The organism is Burkholderia sp. PR2, from assembly GCF_052372875.1.
GTDB lineage: Bacteria > Pseudomonadota > Gammaproteobacteria > Burkholderiales > Burkholderiaceae > Burkholderia > Burkholderia diffusa.
Map to the genome: position 1 here is coordinate 109,086 of NZ_JBQRWH010000001.1, position 17,864 is coordinate 126,949.

Below are 17,864 nucleotides of genomic sequence, written 5' to 3' on the forward strand. Positions count from 1 at the left end.
GGGTGTAGCACGTCGTCTCGTTGACTTCTCAAGGAGTGGAACATGAACACGCATTGGCTGGTGGCCGCCGCCGTGGCGGCGATTTCTCTCGCGGGTATCGCGCCGCAAGCGTCGGCACAGGCACTGACGCGCGCACAGGTCAGGCAGCAACTGATCGACGCCGAAAACAACGGGCTGCGCTTCGTGACCGATACGTCGTATCCGGACGTGAGCCCGCTGTTCCAGCAGCAAGCCGAACAGATGCCTCGGCATCAGGCCGAAACGGCGGTCGGCAGCGATCCGGCCGCGACTTCGGATGCGGGAAGGCCGACGGTACTGCCGTCGCGTCCGCGTTCGGCCGCGTGCGTGGGCCCCGAGAGCTTCTGCACGCCGTATTTCGGAAGCTGACGTAGCGGACTGCCGCGGCCGGCCCGAAATCCACGAAGGTTGATCGCCGCGCAAGATTGAAGGAGTTGATGATGAAAACATGTATCGCACTACTGATGATGATCGGCGTGATATCCGGTCAAGTTGCATTCGCGCAATCGAATGCGCCGCTCACACGCGCCCAGGTTCGCGAGGAACTGATTCGTCTGGAAGCGGCGGGCTACGATCCGTCGAAGGGGGACGACGGCGAATATCCCGCGGACATTCAGGCCGCGCTGGCGAAGCTCGCCGAGCAGGATCGGGCGAGGATGGCGGCGTTGCCCGCCGCGCCGGCGCCGGCTTCCGTCATGCCGGTGCAGACCGTCAACTAGGTGTCGACATGTACGTGTGTGTCTTCAGGCCGACGTGTTCGCGGTACGGCGATACGCATGCCGTTCGCGGCACGCGGCCTGGCCGAATTGCACGGACGGCGAGGCCGTCGATCGCGCGCCGCTTCGCGCGGCGCCGCGATCAGCTCGTTGCCCGATTCCGATGGGCGCGCAGGTGGATCGCAGGATGAGCCGCGATGCAGGCGAGCGCGCGATCGGCCATTGCGGGGTATCTGCCCGTGACGGTGCGCAAGGGGGCAGGTGGCGAGATTACCAGAGCATCATCCGTTGCATGACCCTGTCGCGCAGGACGAAACGATGCGCGACCGCGGCCGAGACGTGAAGGCAGATGCCGCCGAACAGTGCCCACGCGAGGATGCCGTGCACATCGCCCATCGCGTGCCCGAATCCCGAGCCGGCCGCCGACAGCGCCGGCAACGGGACGACGCCGAACAGCGTCACGGCCCATGCGCGCGACGACGCATTGATCCAGCCGAGCAACGGCACCGCGATCAGCAGTGCATAGAGCCCGAAGTGCGTCACGCCGGACACCGCGCGCATCGCGGGCGACAGTTCGTCGGCGGGTGGGCGATGCGTCACGCGCCATAGCACGCGGCAAGCCATTGCGGCAAGCAGCGCGGTGCCCACGATCAGGTGCGCGGCGATCAGGCCGACCGGTTGAGTATCGCGATGCACGTCGGGCATCGTCCAGCCGATTGCATACTGCGCGACGACCAACGCCACGATCAGCCAGTGAAGAAGGCGTGCGACTGCGTCGTATCGGGCGGTTGTAGACATAAAAGCTCCTGGCAAGCGGATGAGGACCGTATCTTCCGGCGGATTTTACGGCCGAATCCTTAACGAGACGTTAAGCGTGCGGCCGCGCAGCGACTTCGCCCGATAACGCCTGCGTGCCATCGATCCGAGAGGATTCAGCCGACGGCAACGCGATCGTGACGCCGAGGCCGCGGCCGCCGATGCCCGGCCCGAACTGCACGGTTCCGCCGAAGTATTGCGCGATGCGCTGGACGATCGACAGCCCGAGTCCGCTGCCGGGCAACTGCGTGCCGACGCCGCGATAGAAACGATCACCGAGCCGCTCGTGCTCGCCCGGGGCGACGCCGGGCCCGTCGTCGCGCACGACGATGCGCTGCGCGGTGCCGTCGTCGTGTACGTCGATTTCGATGCGGCCACCTTGCCGGCCGTACTTGACCGCGTTGTCGAGCAGATTGTCGAGCAGGATGCCGAGCAGGATCGGATCGGCCAGGATCGCTCGCCCGGGCGTGCCGGTGGCGACGATGTCGATGAAGTGATCCGACGCCTTCGCGAGATGTCGCTCGATGGCCGCGTCGACCAGTTCGCGGACGACGACGGCGCGCACCGGAATGCGTTCGTATTCGTCGAGTCGCGCGAGCAGCAGCAACTGTTCGGCGAGACGCGCGCTGCGATCGACGCCTTGCACCACGCGCTGCATGGCGAGCTGCTTGCGCACCGGATCGTCTGTCGCGAGCGCCACCTGGGCCTGAACCTTGATCGCAGCCAGCGGCGTCTTGAGTTCGTGCGCCGCGTCTGACGTGAATGCCCGCTCGCGCACGATGGATTGCCGCAGTCTGGCGAGCAGGCGGTCGATCGCGTCGACCAGCGTGCGGACTTCTTCCGGGACGGTCGTGATGGCGAGCGGTTCGAGCGAGCGCGCATCGCGCGCGCCGATCTGCGTCGACAGCGTTTTCAGCGGTGCGAGACTGCGCCCGATCAGGTACCAGAGCAGCAACGCCAGCACCGGGAGCGCGAGGATCAGCGGCCAGACGATGCCGCGCGCGATGCCCGTCGCGAGATCGCTGCGCGTGTTGGCCGGCTCCATCACCCGTATCCATCGCCCCGACACGTCGTTGCGCAGCGTGTGCGTGCGCCATTGCGTGCCGCGTACGACGATCGTTGCGGGGGTGTCGCTTCGGCCCGCTGCATCGGGCTGGCCGGGGGCGTCGACCGGAAGGCTCGACGCAACGACGTTGCCCCGAGCGTCCCGGACTTCGAACAGCACGTCGCGCGGCAGACGATCGCCGTCGTTGTCTCGGGTCGCGGCCGACGTGCCGTGCGCCAGTTCGATGCGCGCGTCGGGCGGGAAGCGGGCGAGGCGCTCGAGGTCGGCCGGTGCAAGATCGACGAGCAGCGACGCATATTCGACGAGACGGGCGTCTTCCCATTCGCCGATCTCGCGTGTCGCGTGCCGGAAGCTGCCGAACACGGCGACGATCCACACGACGGTCACGCAGCCGAGCGCCATCGACGAAACGCGGCGTCGTATCGAGCGCGAGGTCATGGTTTGTCGACGACGTAGCCGATGCCCCGCACCGTCCGGATCAGTTCCGCGCCGAGCTTCTTGCGCAGGTTCGAGATGTGAACCTCGATCGCATTGCTTTCGATGCCTTCCTGCCATCCATACAGGCCGTCCTCGAGACGCGCCCGCGATTGGGGCATGCCCGCACGACTGACAAGCTGAACGAGGATGGTCCATTCGCGTGAAGTCAGCGCGATGCGCGCGGCATCGCGTGTCACCGTCTGGGTGGTCAGGTCGATCGTGATGTCGCGCCACACGATCTCGTCGCCGGCGCGGCCCTGCGAGCGCCGCACGAGCGCGCGACAGCGGGCGAGCACCTCGGATAGCTCGAACGGTTTGGCGAGATAGTCGTCGGCGCCATCGTCGAGGCCGCGGACCCGATCGGCCACGGTGCCGCGCGCGGTCAGGACGAGCACCGGCGTGGTATCGCCCGCGTCCCGCATCGCACGCAGCAGTTCCGTTCCCGATTTGCCGGGCAAGCCGAGATCGAGGACGACGAGCGCGAAGCGCGTCGTCGCGAGCGCGGCGGCGGTGGCATGACCGTCGCGCAGCCAGTCGACCTGGTAACCGGCCTGACTCAGGCTGATTTCGAGGCCGCTGCCGATCAGGTCGTCGTCTTCGACAAGGAGGAGTCGCATGGTCGATTCGTGTGCAGATACGTGCAATTGTACGAGCCCGACTGTGCGCGCCGTGCAACGGATTGTAATTGCGTTCCCTCAAATATCGCCCGATTCTGAAGAACGCTTAAGGTTCGGCGCCGGCATTCCCGCTACCATCGCCCACAACATTTCTCGGGACGATCTCCGTTTCCCCTGATCCCGAACCGGGTTCGGCGCGTCCGGCACGCGCTTGCCCGTCCACCCGCGACCATGTCGATCGACGCACGATCGATGCGGGCCGTCTGCACGGGAGGTTCATTCCTGATGGCACCCTCGACGATCGAGCGATGGCGCGCCTACCTGTTGATCGCCGCGCTCGCCGGTATGTTCATTCAGTGTTTCGTGCTGGTTTCGTTGTTTGCGCTGCGCGTACCCGAAGCGTTTTTCACGACGATGACATTCCGCATCTGGACCGTCGTCGCGGTCGCGACCGCGATCCTGTCAGCCCGTAAGGTGGCCGACGCGGCGTTCAGGGCCGCTGACGTGTGCGGCCATGTGCGCGTGTCCGGAATCGATCGCCGCACGGTAGTCGTGTCATCTGATTGCGCGTACCGTTGGTTGATCGTCCTGCATATCCGGCTCAACGGGAATCGATACGGCGGCGTGTAAGGGTGAGCGCGCGTTCGCGCGTTCCGGCCCCGGGCGTCGCGGTCACTGGGCCACCACTGGGGAGAAGCATGGTATTGCTGCATGTGCTGTACGCGCTGGCCGGCGCGATGTCGATTGCCTGCGGGTTGGGCGTGTTGCTCGGCATTGCCTACACTGTCACGGCCAGCGTGCTCGTCGGCCGGTTCTTTTCACGCACGCGGGCGATGCCGCGCGATTATCCGGGCGTCACCGTCGCGAAACCGCTGCACGGCGACGAATGGAATCTCGTACAGCATCTTGAAAGCTTCTTCGTCCAGGATTATCCGGGGCCGGTACAGCATCTGTTCGGGGTGCACGATGCGGGCGACGCGGCGCTCGCGGCCGTCGAGACGCTGCGCGCTCGCTATCCGGACGCGAACATCAAGGTCGTCGCCGATGCGCGGTTGTACGGGCCGAACCGCAAGATCGCGAATCTCGTCAACATGCTCGAACATGCGGAGCATTCGGTGCTGTGTCTCGCCGACAGCGATGTGCTGGTCGAGCGCGATTATCTGCGTGCCGTCGTCGGCGCGCTACAGCAGCCGGAAGTCGGCATCGTGACGAGCGTGTATCGCGGCATCGCGTCGCCGGGCTTCTGGCCCGGTGTCGCCGTCGCAATGACGAACTACCATTTCCTGCCGGGCGTCATTACCGGGCTTTTCATCGGGCGCGCCCGTCCGTGCTTTGGCCAGACGATTGCGATCACGCGCGCAACGCTCGAACGCATCGGCGGGCTCGCGCGTTTCGCGCATCACCTGGCCGAGGATCATGCGCTCGGCGAAGCGGTGCGGCAGGTCGGCGCGCAGGTCGTCGTCCCGTCGTTCGTCGTCGGACATGCCTGTGTCGAAGAGACCTTCGCCAGCCTGTACGCGCACGAATTGCGCTGGAGCTGCACGATTCGCGCGGCGGACCGGCTCGGTCACGCCGGGTCGGTGCTGATGCACCCGGTGCCGCTCGCGCTGCTGGCCGTGCTGTTCTCCGGCGGCACGCGCGCCGCCTGCTGGCTGACGGTCGCGGCGCTCGCCGCGCGGGCGCTGCTGATGCTGAAAACGAGCCGTGCGACCGGTGCCGGGCTGCGCGGCGCCCTCTGGCTGCCGTTCGTCGATCTGCTGCAGTTCCTGGTGTTCGTGTCGAGCTTCTTCTCGTCGCACGTCGTCTGGCGCGGCACGCGCTTTCGCGTCGATCGCGAGGGCTTGCTGTCGCCGGCAGGGAAATCATGATGCACGACACGCATTTCGATGTCGAAGGCGCGGACCGGCGGTCCGCGCGTCGCGACGCACGGCTGCGGCATGCGGGGCGCGCGGCGGCGCTGGCCGGGCTGGTGCTTGCGGTGTGGCTGATCGGGCGCGAACATCCGCTGGAGATCCTGCACCGGTTGCGGATCGCCGGCGCCGGGTTGCTGATCGCCGCGCTGGCCCACATCCTGCCGATGCTCGCGAATGCGTGGGACTGGCGGCTGCTGATCCGTGGCCCGCGCCGGCCGTCGTTCGCGACGATGCTCAAGCTCGTGTGGATCCGCGAATCGATCAACGGGCTGTTGCCGGTCGCGCGGATCGGCGGCGAGATCGTGTCGTTCAGCCTGCTGCGGCAGGCGGGCGTGCGCCCGGCGACCGCCGTGGCGAGCCTCGTCGCGGACATGCAGCTGACGCTGATCAGCCAGCTGGTGTTCGCGCTGGTCGCGATCGGCTACGTGCTCGAACACGTGTCGTCCGACGCCGCGCAGGTGGCCGCGCGCCTCGCCATCGGCATGGCGGCGCTCGTGCCGGTGCTGCTGCTGTTCGCGCTGGTTCAGCACGCGCGGCCGTTCGAGCGCGCGATGCGCGTGGTCAACCGTGTCACGAGCGGCAAGGTGGTGGCGCTGGTCGGCGAATCGGCACGCACCGATCAGTCGATCCGGATGATCTGGAGAAAGACGGGTATCGTCGTCCGCTATCTGGCGATCTGGCAGACGCTGCAATTTGTCGGCTATGCGCTGGAAATCTGGCTCGCGCTGCGTTTCCTCGGCGCCGATCCTACATTCGCGCAGGCGCTCGCGATCGAAGCGCTGATCCAGCTCCTGAGCAGCATCGCGTTCCTGATGCCCGGCGGGTTGGGCGTGCAGGAGGGCGGGTTCGTGCTGATCGGCGGGCTGCTCGGGTTCGACGCGACGACTTGCCTGGCGCTCGCCGGCGCGCGGCGCGTGCGCGACTTGCTGTTCTATCTGCCGGGCTTGCTGGCATGGCAGCATGCGGCCGGCGCGGCGCGCTCGCCGTACGAGGCGAAGCGCGCATCGATGCCCGTCGGGGAGTCCGCCGGGCCGCGCTGATGCGGCCCGACGTTGCCTGCCAGCCGGGCGGGAAGCGGCTCGCCGACGCGGCCGCGTGCCCCGCCGGGCGGCGCGGCCATCAACGCCGCTCGTCGGCGATGTAGCTGCGGATCACGTCCGCGAACGACGTGTCGCCCTTCAGTCCGAGCGCTTCGGCGCGCGCCGTGTCCCAGCGGCCCGGCCAGCTGCCGACGATCTTCTCGATGCGTTCGTCCGGCGCATGGCGAATCAGCTTCACGACGTCGTCGCCCGCGACTTCGCGCAGCGCCGCAATCATTTCGTCGACCGACACCGACAGGCCGGGCAGGTTGATCACGCGCTTGTTGCCGAGCTTCCCGCTGTCGATTTCGCAACCCGCGACGAGCGCGTCGATCGCGCCGCGCGGCGACAGCAGCCACAGCCGCGTCGAACCGGGCACCGGGCATACGCTTTCCTCGCCGTTCAGCGGTTCGCGGATGATACCGCTCGCGAACGACGACGCGGCCGCGTTCGGGCGACCCGGCCGCACGCTGATGGTCGGCAGCCGCAGCACGCGGCCGTCGACGAAGCCGCGCCGTGCGTAGTCGCACAGCAGCAGTTCGGCGATCGCCTTCTCCGCGCCGTACGACGATTGCGGATTCAGCGCGGTGTCGTCCTGCACGACGTCGGGCAACACGCCGCCGTAGACGGCCACCGAGCTCGTGAACACGACGCGCGGACGATGGCCGCGCGCGCGGCACACTTCAAGCAGCGTGCGCGACGCGTCGAGGTTGATCCGCATGCCGAGATCGAAATCGGCTTCGGCCTGCCCGCTGACGATTGCCGCGAGATGGAAGATCGCGCCCGTCTGCGCGTCGATCGCGCTTTCGAGCACCGTGCGATCGGCGATGTCGCCGACGATCGACGTCACGCGGGCGTCGCCGAAATCGCTGCCCTTGACGACGTCGAGCAGCACCAGCTCGTCGATCTTGCCGGTCCGGCCGTCGGGGCCGGTCAGTTCGCCGCGCTCGAGCAGCTTGCGCGCGAGACGCTGGCCGAGAAAGCCGGCGCCGCCGGTGATCAGTACTTTCATGTTGTGAGCCCTCTTCGGAATGCCTGGATTACAGATAAGGCTTGAGCCAGCCAAGCCCTTCGGACGTGCCGGCCTTCGGGCGATACTCGCAGCCGATCCAGCCGTCGTAGCCGAGCGCGTCGATCAGCGCGAACAGATACGGGTAGTTGAGTTCGCCGATGTCCGGCTCGTGACGCTCGGGCACGCCGGCGATCTGGATGTGGCCGATGCCCGCGAAATCGCGCTTGAGCTTCATCGCAAGGTCGCCCTCGACGATCTGGCAGTGATAGCAGTCGAACTGCACCTTCAGGTTCGGCGCGCCGACTTCCGCGCGGATGTCATGCGCATCGTCCTGGCGGCTCAGGAAATAGCCGGGCATGTCGCGCTGGTTGATCGGCTCGATCAGAATCGTCATGCCATGCGCGTCCGCCGCCTGCGCCGCATGCCGCAGGTTTGCCACGTAGGTATCGCGATGGCGCGCGCGGTCGGCGCCCGGCGCGACCATCCCGGCCATCACGTGCAGCTTCTTGTTGCCGAGCACGCGCGCATAGTCGAGCGCCTGGTCGATGCCGCGCCGGAACTCGTCCTCGCGGCCCGGCAACGACGCGATCCCGCGTTCGCCGGCGGCCCAGTCGCCGGGCGGCGCGTTGAACAGCGCCTGCTCGAGGTTGTGCGCGTCGAGGCGTGCGCGGATGTCCTCGGCGGCGAAGTCGTACGGGAACAGGTACTCGACGGCCTTGAAGCCGTCGTACGAGGCAGCGGCGAAGCGTTCGAGGAACGCGTGCTCGGTGTACATCATCGAGAGGTTGGCGGCGAAGCGGGGCATGGCAGCGGTTCCTGTGAATGAATGGGGCAGGGCGCACGGCGCCCCGCGTCGAATGACGGATCAGCGGTTCACGAGTTTCGCGGGCGTGAGCCACACGGCGATCGCGCCGATCACCAGCATGGCGGCCAGCACGTACATGCCGGACGCCGTGCTGTGCGTGGCGTCCTTCAGGTAGCCGATCACGTACGGGCTCGCGAACCCGGCGAGGTTGCCGACCGAGTTGATGATCGCGATCCCGGCGGCCGCGGCGGAGCCGGCGAGAAACGCGGTCGGCAGCGACCAGAACAGCGGTGCGCAGGTCAGCACGCCGCCCGCCGCGAGCGACAGGAACACGATCGACACCGCCGTATTGTGCGAGTACGACGCGGCGACCGCAAACCCGACCGCGCCCATCAGCGCCGGCACGATCAGGTGCCAGCGGCGTTCGCGGCGCTTGTCCGCGCTGTGGCCGAACAGGTTCATCACGACGATCGCGACGACGAACGGAATCGCCGACAGCAGGCCGATCTGCAACGTATCGGTGATGCCGGTCGACTTGACGAGCGTCGGCATCCAGAACGTGAGGCCGTACTGGCCGGTGACGAACGCGAAGTAGATCAGCGACATCCACCACATGCGCGGGTCGGAGAACACGGCCTTCAGCGAATGGCCGTGTTTCTGTTGTTCCTGCGGCTGCGCGGCGATTTCATCCTCGAGGATCTGCTTCTCGCGCTCGTCGAGCCATTTCGCGCTGCGGATGCTGTTGTCGAGATACAGGATCGTCGCGATGCCGACGAGCACGGCCGGCACGGCCTCGATCATGAACATCCATTGCCAGCCGTGGAAGCCCGAGCCGCCGTGAAAGCGCTCCATGATCCAGCCCGACAGCGGGTTGCCGAAGATGCCCGACACCGGGATCGCCGACATGAACACCGCGATGATCTTCGCGCGGCGATGCGACGGGAACCAGTACGTGAGGTACAGGATCACGCCCGGATAGAAGCCGGCTTCGGCGAGACCGAGCAGGAAGCGCAGCACGTAGAACTGCGTTGGCGTCTTCACGAACGCGAACAGCGCGGACAGCAGGCCCCACGTGATCATGATCCGCGCGATCCAGATGCGCGCGCCGATGCGGTGCATCAGCATGTTGCTCGGCAGCTCGAACAGGAAGTAGCCGAGGAAGAAGATGCCGGCGCCGAGGCCGAACACGGTTTCGCTGAACGCGAGGTCCTGCGACATCTGCAGCTTCGCGAAGCCGACGTTGACGCGGTCGAGATACGCGACCACGTAGCAGAGCATCAGGAACGGCACGATGCGCCAGAACACTTTCTTGTAGGTGCGGTCGAGTTCGGCCGATTGGGCGGGCGCGGCGGGCGAGCGGCCTGCGGCCGCGTCGAGAGCAGTCATTGTCGTCTCCTGGGATGTCATGTGCCGGCGGCGCGCACGCCGCCGGATTGTGTCGTGTGTGCTGATGGAGGGGCCCGCGCACACGGCGGGCATGGTACTCGGTTCGTAGTCCTGCGTGATCAGGACGCGATGCGTTGCGTCACCAGCGTGCGCCGAAGGTCTGGCGCAGCTCGTCGAGCGCCGTGTCGGACAACGGCTCGGGCTTCGGGTTCGTCATCAGCCAGAGCCGCGCGGTTTCCTCGAGCTCCTCGAGCGCGTACGACGCGTGCGACACCGACTGCCCCCACATCACCGGGCCGAGGCGGTCGAGCAGCACGCCGCGCACCTGGTCGGCGAGCGCCGCGACTTCGGCCGCGACCGCCGGGTCGCCGGGGCGGCGATAGCGGATCAGCGGAATGTGGCCGACCTTCATCACGTAGTACGGCGTGATCGGCGGCAGCACGTCGGTGTCGCGCCACACGCCCGCGAGCGTCAGCGCAACCAGGTGCGTCGAATGCGTGTGGACGATGCCGTTTGCTTCCGCGTTGCGCGCGTAGATGCCGCGATGCAGCGCGAGCGTCTTCGACGGCTTGCCGCCCGATACGGGCTGGCCGTCCAGGCCGACCTTCGCGATGTCGTTCGGGTCGAGCCGGCCGAGGCAGGCGTCGGTCGGCGTGATCAGCCAGCCGTCATCCAGACGCGCGCTGATGTTACCGGCGCTGCCGACGGCGTGGCCGCGCGCATACAGGCTCGCGCCGACGACGCAGATCTCTTCGCGCAGTTTCGCTTCGTGGCTCATCATGCGGCTCCGTCGAGCGCGCGCAGCGCCTTGTCGAAAAAGTCCACCGTGCCGAAGTTGCCGGATTTCAGCGCGAGGCCGAGCGGCTGCGCGTCGATGGTGGCCGTCGCCGGCACGCCCGGATCGATTTGCGCACCGATCTGCAGCGACTTCACGTCGAGCGCCTGCACGACCGCGCCGGACGTCTCGCCGCCGGCAACGACGAGCTTGCGCACGCCGAGGTCGCGCAAGCCCCTCGCGATCGCCGCGAGCGTGCTCTCGACGAGTTGGCCGGCCGCCTCGACGCCGAGCGCCTGCTGGACGGCCTTCACTTCGTCGGGCGTCGCGGTCGCGTAGATCAGCACGGGTTGGGGCAGGTGCGAGCGCGCGAATGCCAGTGCCGCGTCGACGACGGGTTCGCCGCGCGAGGCCGCGATCGGGTCGATCCGGAAGCTCGGGCGGCTTTCGCGCCACGCGGCGACCTGGGCGTTGGTCGCCTTCGAAGCGCTGCCGGCGAGCACGGCGGACAACCCGTCGATGCGCGGCAGCGAGGCTGCGTTGTCGCGCTCGGGCAGTTGATCCGCGCGGCGGAAATTCGCGGGCAGGCCGAGGGCGACGCCCGAGCCGCCGGTGACGAGCGGCAGGTCCGTGCACGCTTCGCCGAGCACGTAGAGGTCGCGATCCGACAACGCGTCGGCGATCGCGAAGCGCGCGCCTTCCGCGCGCAGCTGCTCGATCCGCGCGCGCACGGCGGCGGCGCCCAGGGCGATCGTGTCGTAGCGGATCAGGCCGACATGCGACTTCGTTTGCCGCTGCAGCACGCGCACGAGGTTCGCGTCCTTCATCGGCGTGAGCGGGTGGTTCTCCATGCCTGATTCGTTCAGCAGCACGTCGCCGACGAACAGATGGCCGCGGAAGATCGTGCGCCCGTTCTCCGGGAACGCCGGACACGCGATCGCGAAGCCGCCGCCGGCCGCATCGAGCAGTGCATCGGCGACGGGCCCGATGTTGCCCGCGTCGGTCGAGTCGAACGTTGAGCAGTACTTGAAGAAGAATTGCCGGCAACCCTGTGCGCGCAGCCATTCATGGGCGGCGAGCGATTGCGCGACGGCGTCGGCGGCGGGAATCGTGCGCGACTTCAGCGCGACGACGATCGCGTCGGCGTCGATTGCGGCGTCGCCGGCGGGTACGCCGATCGTCTGCACGGTACGCATGCCGCTCTTGACGAGCATGTTCGCGAGATCGGTCGCGCCGGTGAAATCGTCGGCGATGCAGCCGAGCAGGGGACGGGAAGCGGAAGCGGTCATGGCAGGAACGTCGTTCGAATCAGCGGGCGGGCGGCAGCGTGATGCCGGGGAAAGTCTTGATCACGGCGGAATCGTCCTCGCCGCCGTGGCCGGCGCTCGACGCGCTCATGAACATCTGGTGCGCGGTGGCCGACAGCGGCAGCGGGAACTTGCTGCGCCGCGCGGTATCGAGCACGAGGCCGAGATCCTTCACGAAGATGTCGACGGCGGACAGCGGCGTGTAGTCGCCGTTCAGGATGTGCGGCACGCGGTTCTCGAACATCCACGAGTTGCCGGCGCTGTGCGTGATCACGTCGTAGAGCGCGTCGGCATCGACGCCTTCGCGCAGGCCGAGCGCCATCGCCTCGGCGGCCGCCGCGATGTGCACGCCGGCCAGCAGTTGATTGATGATCTTCACCTTCGAGCCGATGCCGTGCGCGTCGCCGAGGCGATACACCTTGCCGGCGATCGCGTCGAGCACGTCGTCGCAGGCCGCATACGCGGCGGCGGGGCCCGACGTCATCATCGTCATCTCGCCGGAGGCCGCGCGCGCCGCGCCGCCGGACACCGGCGCGTCGAGCATTTGCAGGCCCGCGGCCTCGATGCGCGCGCCGAGCGCGACCGCGAAGTCGGGTGCGACGGTCGCGCTCGCGATTACGACGCCGCCGGGCTTCATCGCCGCGACCGCGCCGTGCTCGCCGAACAGCACCGTTTCGGTCTGCGCGGCATTGACGACGAGTGTGACGACGACATCGCACCGCGCGCCGAGTTCGGCCGGGCTCGCGCAGGGCACGCCGCCTTCGGCCGCGAACGCCTGCAGCACGGTGTCGCGCACGTCGCATGCATGCACGCGGAACCCCGCGCGCAGCAGCGAGCGGGCGACGCCGAGGCCCATCGCGCCGAGGCCGATGACTCCAACATTTCGTGACATGGTCAACCTTGATCGATTCGGGAAGAGGTTCGGGACAACGACGGCACCGGATTGGCCCGGGCCGCCGCATTCAGCAATCGTTCATCAGCAGATGCCGGCTTCCGCGAGACGGCGGGCGGCGTTGTACATGTGCGTGCGCGCCGCGTTGCGTGCCGCCATCGGGTCGCGCGCGCGGATCGCGTCGGCGATCGCCGCGTGTTCCTCGCGCACCTGCCGCGAGAAATCCTCGCGCGTCGCCTCGTTGCGCCGCGTGACCTTCACGCCGGCCTCGAGGTACTGGTTCAGGAACTGCAGTGTCTTCAGGAAATACGGATTGCCGGTGACGGCCGCGATCGTGCGGTGGAACGCGACGTCTTCCGCGACGCCGTCGCGCCCTTCGGCCACCGCATCGTCGATCTTGCGCAGCGCGTCGTCGATGTCGGCCATGTCGTCGGCCGTGTGGTGCAGCGCGGCTTCGGCCGCGACTTCAGCCTCGATCGCGCGGCGCACCGCGAGAAGGTGCGGCAGCGAGCTGGCCTCGACGGCTTCCGCGTAGTCGATCCGCAGCGGCCGGATTGCGCCGTGCTGGTTCACGTACACGCCGCTGCCCTGGCGCGGCTCGACCACGCCTTCGTTCTTCAGCCGCGAGATCGCTTCGCGGATCACGGTGCGGCTCACGCCGAATTCCTGCGCGAGAACGGCTTCCGTCGGCAGCTTGCCGGTGGCCGAGAAACTGCCGACTTCGATCTGCTTCAGCAGCTGCTGCGCGACGTGGTCGCTCATCGCACGGGCGGGAATTTTCTCGAACATGGCGCTCAGGTTTGTAAGGTGATGTGGTCATCATACAAATTTGAAGGTGCGTCAGCATCCGGGATAACCCTCGGTCAATGGGCTGTAACGTCGGCGAAATTGACTGGAACCGGTTCCAATTCGCCTGAAATTGCCGCGATCGTGTGTGGCGTCGAGGCGTGGGCAGGGGAAGGAAAGGGGACGCGCGCCGGCGGCGCGCGCGACCGTCAGTCGGCGATGTCTTCGACGGGATCGGGATCAGCCGCCATCGGTGCGCCGGCCTCCGTGCTGTCCCCGCCGCGTTCGCGATAGGTCGCCGGCGGCACGCCGAACTGCTTGCGGAACTCCCGGCCGAGGTGCGACGCGTCGGCGAACCCGCAACTCGACGCGATATCGGCGACGGTGCGGTCGGAACTGGTCAGCAGCCAGGCGGCCGTGCGCAATCGCACCTGCTTCGCGAACGCCTGCGGGCTCTTGCCCGTTTCGGCCTTGAACAGCCGCTCGAGCTGGCGCGTCGACATGTCGAGCTTGCACGCGAGTTCCTCGAGCGGCAGCGCGCGGCCGACATGCTGTTCCATCAGGAGAATCGCGCGCTTGACCTTCGGGTGCGTGGCCGGCTCGAGGCCCGGCGGATGCGGCTGCGGCGCATTGCCCTTCTGCATCTCGCCGACGAGCAGGATGCGCAGTGCCTTCTGCACGGTCGCATGATCGAAATGGCGCAGCAGGACCGCGGCGGCGACGTCGATCGACGCACGCCCGCCCGAGCAGGTGATCCGTCGCCGGTCGATCACGAACAGGCGATCGGCGATCAGCATGTCGGGATCGGCGTGCGGGAAGCGCTCGATGAAATCCCAGTAGTGGAACCAGCTCACGCAGGTGCGGTAGCCGTCGAGCACGTTCGCGCGCATCAGCGTGAACACGCCCGTGCAGATCCCGACGAGCGTCGCGCCGCCCGTCGCCGCGCGGCGGATGAAGTCGAGCGTTTCGGGGCCGGCTTGCGGCCCCGAATGCAGCAGGCCGCCGACCACGACGACGTAGTCGAACGGCTCGGCGCTCTCGAAGGTTTCCCACGGCGTGATCTGGATCCCGCAACTCGCGCGCACCGGCGCCAGCGTTTCGCCGATCACGCTCCACGCGCAGCGCACCGGCTTGCTGTAGTCGCCGTCGTCGGCCGACAGCCGCAGCATGTCGACGAAACCCGAGAAGGCCGTGAGCGTGAAGTTCGGCAGCAGCACGATGCCGAAACGGATGCGCTGCGGCGCGGGTTCGGCGAGGGGGGAAGCGGGTACGTCGGGTGTCATCGCGGTCAATCTCGTCACGCCGGGAAGGCGGGTCTCACTCGTTGCAATCTGTTCGCGGGCACGGTTGCCGGCTGGCGCGGACCCCGGCCGACTTGTGGTTTTTCGTCGCCAACCATCGTCAAAACGCACTTTCCGGCCGTCCTGCGCGGGGCTTGGCGGCGCTATCCCACGCCGATGCCGTTTTTGTTCTATCGGCCAATTTTACGCTTTGATGTACTGATGCCAACGACATTTCACGTACGCCCACCCAGAGGAAGTCAGATGAACGTCAGCGCGTTCGACCTGTTCAAGATCGGTATCGGCCCGTCCAGCTCGCATACGGTTGGCCCGATGATCGCCGCGTGCCGCTTCGCGTCGCACATCGAGGACGCGAACCTGCTCGGCTTCGTGCGCCGCGTGCGGGTCGAACTATACGGCTCGCTCGGTGCAACGGGCAAGGGCCACGGCACGGACAAGGCGGTGCTGCTCGGCCTCGAGGGCCATCTGCCCGACACGATCGATCCGGACCTGATCGAGCCGCGGCTCGCGGCGATCCGCGCGGAGAAGTCGCTGGCGCTGCTCGGCAAGCAGACGATTCGCTTCGACGAGAAGGAGAACATCGGCTTCTATCGCAAGCTGATGAGCGGCACCAGCATCGTGCATCCGAACGGGATGCGCTTCCAGGCGTTCGACGAGCACGGCCAGCTGCTCGTCGAGAAGGAGTATTACTCGATCGGCGGCGGCTTCGTCGTGAACCGCGACGGCGATCGCGTGAACGGCGTACGTGCTGCGGCCGAAGTGCCGTACCCGTTCCGCACGGGCGACGACCTGATGCGCCAGTGCCGCGAACACGGGCTGTCGATCGCCGAGCTGATGCTGCGCAACGAATCCACGCTGCGTCCGGAAGACGAAGTGCGCGCCGGGCTGCTCGCGATCTGGCGCACGATGGCCGCATGCGTCGAGCGCGGCTGCAAGGTCGAGGGCGAACTGCCGGGCCCGATGCGCGTGAAGCGCCGCGCGGCCGAACTGAACGGGCGCCTGCGGGCGCGTTCGGAGGAGTCGCTGCGCGATCCGCTGTCGATGCTCGACTGGGTCAACCTGTATGCGATGGCCGTCAACGAGGAGAACGCGGCGGGCGGCCGGGTCGTCACCGCGCCCACGAACGGCGCGGCCGGCGTGATCCCCGCGGTGCTGCACTACTACGTGAAGTTCGTGCCGGGCTCGAACGAAGCCGGCATCGTCGAATTCCTGTTGACGGCCGCGGCGATCGGGATCATCTACAAGGAAACGGCGTCGATCTCGGGCGCGGAAGTCGGCTGCCAGGGCGAAGTGGGCGTCGCGTGCTCGATGGCCGCGGCCGCGCTCGCCGCGGTGATGGGCGGCACGCCCGACCAGGTCGAGAACGCGGCCGAGATCGGGATGGAGCACAACCTCGGCATGACCTGCGATCCGGTCGGCGGGCTCGTGCAGATTCCGTGCATCGAACGCAACGCGATGGGCGCGATCAAGGCGCTGAACGCATCGCGGATGGCGCTCAAGGGTAACGGCCAGCACTACGTATCGCTCGATTCGGTGATCAAGACGATGCGCGAGACGGGTGCCGACATGAAGACGAAATACAAGGAAACGTCGCGCGGCGGTCTTGCCGTGAACGTCATCGAATGCTAACGAAGGATCACTAACATGAGCCGCTACTCGATATTCAGCCTGTTCCGCAACGGCCTCTCGTATCACGAGAACTGGGAAAAGCAGTGGAAGAGCCCGGAACCGAAGAAGGAATACGACGTCGTGATCGTCGGCGGCGGCGGCCACGGCCTCGCGACCGCCTACTACCTCGCGAAGGAGCACGGCATCACGAACGTCGCGATCCTCGAGAAGGGCTGGATCGGCGGCGGCAACACCGCGCGCAACACGACGATCGTGCGCTCGAACTACCTGTGGGACGAATCGGCCGCGCTGTACGAGAAGGCGATGAAGCTGTGGGAAGGGCTGTCGCAGGACCTGAACTACAACGTGATGTTCAGCCAGCGCGGCGTGATGAACCTCGCGCACACGCTGCAGGACGTGCGTGACACCGAGCGTCGCGTGAACGCGAACCGCCTGAACGGCGTCGACGCCGAATTCCTGACGCCCGCGCAGATCAAGGAAATCGAGCCGACGATCAACCTGAACAGCCGCTACCCGGTGCTCGGCGCATCGATCCAGCGCCGTGCGGGCGTCGCGCGTCACGACGCGGTGGCCTGGGGCTTCGCCCGCGGCGCCGACCGCGCCGGCGTCGACATCATCCAGAACTGCCAGGTGACGGGCATTCGTCGCGAAGGCGGCGCGGTGGTCGGCGTCGATACGGTGAAGGGTTTCATCAAGGCGAAGAAGGTCGCGGTGGTCGCAGCCGGCAACACGACGACGCTCGCCGACATGGCCGGCGTGCGCCTGCCGATCGAGAGCCACCCGCTGCAGGCGCTGGTGTCCGAGCCGATCAAGCCGGTGGTCAACTCGGTGATCATGTCGAACGCGGTGCACGCGTACATCAGCCAGTCCGACAAGGGCGACCTCGTGATCGGCGCGGGTATCGACCAGTACACGGGCTTCGGCCAGCGCGGCAGCTTCCACATCATCGAAAGCACGCTGCAGGCGATCGTCGAGATGTTCCCGGTGTTCTCGCGCGTGCGGATGAACCGCCAGTGGGGCGGCATCGTCGACGTGTCGCCGGACGCGTGTCCGATCATCACCAAGACCGACGTGAAGGGGCTCTACTTCAACTGCGGCTGGGGCACCGGCGGCTTCAAGGCGACGCCGGGCTCGGGCTGGGTGTTCGCGCACACGATCGCCCGCGACGAACCGCATCCGCTGAACGCGCCGTTCGCGCTCGACCGCTTCTACACGGGCCACCTGATCGACGAGCACGGCGCTGCCGCCGTCGCGCACTGACCCCCGCAC

General features: G+C 67.5%; 18 protein-coding genes. 7 read left to right on the top strand and 11 right to left on the bottom strand.

All coding sequences use genetic code 11. The features are described from left to right. Positions 1 to 42: 42 nt before the first annotated feature. Both ACT2FV_RS00430 and ACT2FV_RS00435 read left to right on the top strand, forming a co-directional pair. Positions 43 to 387, top strand: coding sequence for a DUF4148 domain-containing protein (locus ACT2FV_RS00430; RefSeq protein WP_059600302.1), 345 nt, complete (start codon positions 43 to 45; stop codon positions 385 to 387). Positions 388 to 458: 71 nt separating this feature from the next. Beyond that, a complete protein-coding gene (locus ACT2FV_RS00435) occupies positions 459 to 737 on the top strand; it encodes a DUF4148 domain-containing protein (RefSeq protein ID WP_151048172.1) in 279 nt (92 codons plus the stop codon). A 267-nt stretch (positions 738 to 1,004) separates the two neighbouring features. Here the strand turns inward: ACT2FV_RS00435 and ACT2FV_RS00440 are convergent, their stop codons facing one another. The 3 genes from ACT2FV_RS00440 to ACT2FV_RS00450 all read right to left on the bottom strand — a co-directional run bounded on the left by ACT2FV_RS00440 (position 1,005) and on the right by ACT2FV_RS00450 (position 3,710). Beyond that, positions 1,005 to 1,532: a cytochrome b gene (locus tag ACT2FV_RS00440; RefSeq protein WP_151048173.1), complete on the bottom strand. Its 528-nt coding sequence runs from the start codon at positions 1,530 to 1,532 to the stop codon at positions 1,005 to 1,007. 70 nt (positions 1,533 to 1,602) lie between these two features. Beyond that, positions 1,603 to 3,054: an ATP-binding protein gene (locus ACT2FV_RS00445; RefSeq protein WP_151048174.1), complete on the bottom strand. Its 1,452-nt coding sequence runs from the start codon at positions 3,052 to 3,054 to the stop codon at positions 1,603 to 1,605. Then, positions 3,051 to 3,710: a response regulator gene (locus ACT2FV_RS00450; RefSeq protein ID WP_444502958.1), complete on the bottom strand. Its 660-nt coding sequence runs from the start codon at positions 3,708 to 3,710 to the stop codon at positions 3,051 to 3,053. The genes ACT2FV_RS00445 and ACT2FV_RS00450 overlap by 4 nt, the downstream gene beginning before the upstream one ends. Before the next feature lie 231 nt (positions 3,711 to 3,941). On the opposite strand from ACT2FV_RS00450, the gene ACT2FV_RS00455 reads away from it, so the two are divergent. The 3 genes from ACT2FV_RS00455 to ACT2FV_RS00465 all read left to right on the top strand — a co-directional run bounded on the left by ACT2FV_RS00455 (position 3,942) and on the right by ACT2FV_RS00465 (position 6,663). Beyond that, positions 3,942 to 4,340 carry a hypothetical protein gene (locus ACT2FV_RS00455; protein WP_444502959.1) on the top strand — a complete coding sequence of 133 codons (399 nt, stop codon included), beginning with the start codon at positions 3,942 to 3,944 and terminating at the stop codon, positions 4,338 to 4,340. A gap of 68 nt (positions 4,341 to 4,408) precedes the next feature. Continuing rightward, positions 4,409 to 5,578, top strand: coding sequence for a bacteriohopanetetrol glucosamine biosynthesis glycosyltransferase HpnI (hpnI, locus tag ACT2FV_RS00460; protein WP_444502960.1), 1,170 nt, complete (start codon positions 4,409 to 4,411; stop codon positions 5,576 to 5,578). Continuing rightward, positions 5,575 to 6,663: a lysylphosphatidylglycerol synthase domain-containing protein gene (locus ACT2FV_RS00465; RefSeq protein WP_174906577.1), complete on the top strand. Its 1,089-nt coding sequence runs from the start codon at positions 5,575 to 5,577 to the stop codon at positions 6,661 to 6,663. The genes hpnI and ACT2FV_RS00465 overlap by 4 nt, the downstream gene beginning before the upstream one ends. A gap of 79 nt (positions 6,664 to 6,742) precedes the next feature. On the opposite strand, the gene denD is transcribed toward ACT2FV_RS00465, so the two are convergent. The 8 genes from denD to ACT2FV_RS00505 all read right to left on the bottom strand — a co-directional run bounded on the left by denD (position 6,743) and on the right by ACT2FV_RS00505 (position 14,948). Then, a complete protein-coding gene (denD, locus tag ACT2FV_RS00470) occupies positions 6,743 to 7,714 on the bottom strand; it encodes a D-erythronate dehydrogenase (protein WP_444502961.1) in 972 nt (323 codons plus the stop codon). 28 nt (positions 7,715 to 7,742) lie between these two features. Next, positions 7,743 to 8,519, bottom strand: a complete 777-nt coding sequence (gene otnI, locus ACT2FV_RS00475) for a 2-oxo-tetronate isomerase (protein WP_059600295.1) — start codon at positions 8,517 to 8,519, stop codon at positions 7,743 to 7,745. Between the two features lie 60 nt (positions 8,520 to 8,579). Next, the gene (locus ACT2FV_RS00480) at positions 8,580 to 9,905 is read right to left on the bottom strand and encodes an MFS transporter (protein ID WP_170296397.1); all 1,326 of its coding nucleotides are present in this window, start codon (positions 9,903 to 9,905) and stop codon (positions 8,580 to 8,582) included. 139 nt (positions 9,906 to 10,044) lie between these two features. Then, entirely contained in the window at positions 10,045 to 10,683 is a 639-nt protein-coding gene (gene otnC, locus ACT2FV_RS00485) for a 3-oxo-tetronate 4-phosphate decarboxylase (protein WP_124622269.1), read from the bottom strand. After that, positions 10,683 to 11,969, bottom strand: a complete 1,287-nt coding sequence (gene otnK / locus ACT2FV_RS00490; protein WP_151048176.1) for a 3-oxo-tetronate kinase — start codon at positions 11,967 to 11,969, stop codon at positions 10,683 to 10,685. Before otnK ends, otnC begins: the two co-directional genes overlap by 1 nt. Positions 11,970 to 11,988: 19 nt before the next feature. Continuing rightward, positions 11,989 to 12,879 carry an L-threonate dehydrogenase gene (gene ltnD / locus ACT2FV_RS00495; protein WP_059600292.1) on the bottom strand — a complete coding sequence of 297 codons (891 nt, stop codon included), beginning with the start codon at positions 12,877 to 12,879 and terminating at the stop codon, positions 11,989 to 11,991. Between the two features lie 84 nt (positions 12,880 to 12,963). Further along, positions 12,964 to 13,668 (bottom strand): FadR/GntR family transcriptional regulator, encoded by a 705-nt coding sequence (locus ACT2FV_RS00500; RefSeq protein ID WP_059452152.1) that lies wholly within the window; start codon positions 13,666 to 13,668, stop codon positions 12,964 to 12,966. A 206-nt stretch (positions 13,669 to 13,874) separates the two neighbouring features. Then, a complete protein-coding gene (locus ACT2FV_RS00505) occupies positions 13,875 to 14,948 on the bottom strand; it encodes a GlxA family transcriptional regulator (RefSeq protein ID WP_059600291.1) in 1,074 nt (357 codons plus the stop codon). Between the two features lie 261 nt (positions 14,949 to 15,209). Between ACT2FV_RS00505 and ACT2FV_RS00510 the strand changes: the two genes are divergently transcribed. Together ACT2FV_RS00510 and ACT2FV_RS00515 are read left to right on the top strand one after the other, a co-directional pair. After that, positions 15,210 to 16,595, top strand: coding sequence for an L-serine ammonia-lyase (locus tag ACT2FV_RS00510; RefSeq protein WP_059600290.1), 1,386 nt, complete (start codon positions 15,210 to 15,212; stop codon positions 16,593 to 16,595). Positions 16,596 to 16,610: 15 nt separating this feature from the next. Further along, the gene (locus ACT2FV_RS00515; protein ID WP_006480591.1) at positions 16,611 to 17,855 is read left to right on the top strand and encodes a sarcosine oxidase subunit beta family protein; all 1,245 of its coding nucleotides are present in this window, start codon (positions 16,611 to 16,613) and stop codon (positions 17,853 to 17,855) included. Positions 17,856 to 17,864 lie beyond the last annotated feature (9 nt).

Coding starts and splice junctions, on each gene's coding strand:
- ACT2FV_RS00430 (WP_059600302.1), top strand. CDS start 43: ATGAACACGCATTGGCTGGTGGCCGCCGCCGTGGCGGCGATTTCTCTC.
- ACT2FV_RS00435 (WP_151048172.1), top strand. CDS start 459: ATGAAAACATGTATCGCACTACTGATGATGATCGGCGTGATATCCGGT.
- ACT2FV_RS00440 (WP_151048173.1), bottom strand. CDS start 1,532: ATGTCTACAACCGCCCGATACGACGCAGTCGCACGCCTTCTTCACTGG.
- ACT2FV_RS00445 (WP_151048174.1), bottom strand. CDS start 3,054: ATGACCTCGCGCTCGATACGACGCCGCGTTTCGTCGATGGCGCTCGGC.
- ACT2FV_RS00450 (WP_444502958.1), bottom strand. CDS start 3,710: ATGCGACTCCTCCTTGTCGAAGACGACGACCTGATCGGCAGCGGCCTC.
- ACT2FV_RS00455 (WP_444502959.1), top strand. CDS start 3,942: ATGTCGATCGACGCACGATCGATGCGGGCCGTCTGCACGGGAGGTTCA.
- hpnI (WP_444502960.1), top strand. CDS start 4,409: ATGGTATTGCTGCATGTGCTGTACGCGCTGGCCGGCGCGATGTCGATT.
- ACT2FV_RS00465 (WP_174906577.1), top strand. CDS start 5,575: ATGATGCACGACACGCATTTCGATGTCGAAGGCGCGGACCGGCGGTCC.
- denD (WP_444502961.1), bottom strand. CDS start 7,714: ATGAAAGTACTGATCACCGGCGGCGCCGGCTTTCTCGGCCAGCGTCTC.
- otnI (WP_059600295.1), bottom strand. CDS start 8,519: ATGCCCCGCTTCGCCGCCAACCTCTCGATGATGTACACCGAGCACGCG.
- ACT2FV_RS00480 (WP_170296397.1), bottom strand. CDS start 9,905: ATGACTGCTCTCGACGCGGCCGCAGGCCGCTCGCCCGCCGCGCCCGCC.
- otnC (WP_124622269.1), bottom strand. CDS start 10,683: ATGAGCCACGAAGCGAAACTGCGCGAAGAGATCTGCGTCGTCGGCGCG.
- otnK (WP_151048176.1), bottom strand. CDS start 11,969: ATGACCGCTTCCGCTTCCCGTCCCCTGCTCGGCTGCATCGCCGACGAT.
- ltnD (WP_059600292.1), bottom strand. CDS start 12,879: ATGTCACGAAATGTTGGAGTCATCGGCCTCGGCGCGATGGGCCTCGGC.
- ACT2FV_RS00500 (WP_059452152.1), bottom strand. CDS start 13,668: ATGTTCGAGAAAATTCCCGCCCGTGCGATGAGCGACCACGTCGCGCAG.
- ACT2FV_RS00505 (WP_059600291.1), bottom strand. CDS start 14,948: ATGACACCCGACGTACCCGCTTCCCCCCTCGCCGAACCCGCGCCGCAG.
- ACT2FV_RS00510 (WP_059600290.1), top strand. CDS start 15,210: ATGAACGTCAGCGCGTTCGACCTGTTCAAGATCGGTATCGGCCCGTCC.
- ACT2FV_RS00515 (WP_006480591.1), top strand. CDS start 16,611: ATGAGCCGCTACTCGATATTCAGCCTGTTCCGCAACGGCCTCTCGTAT.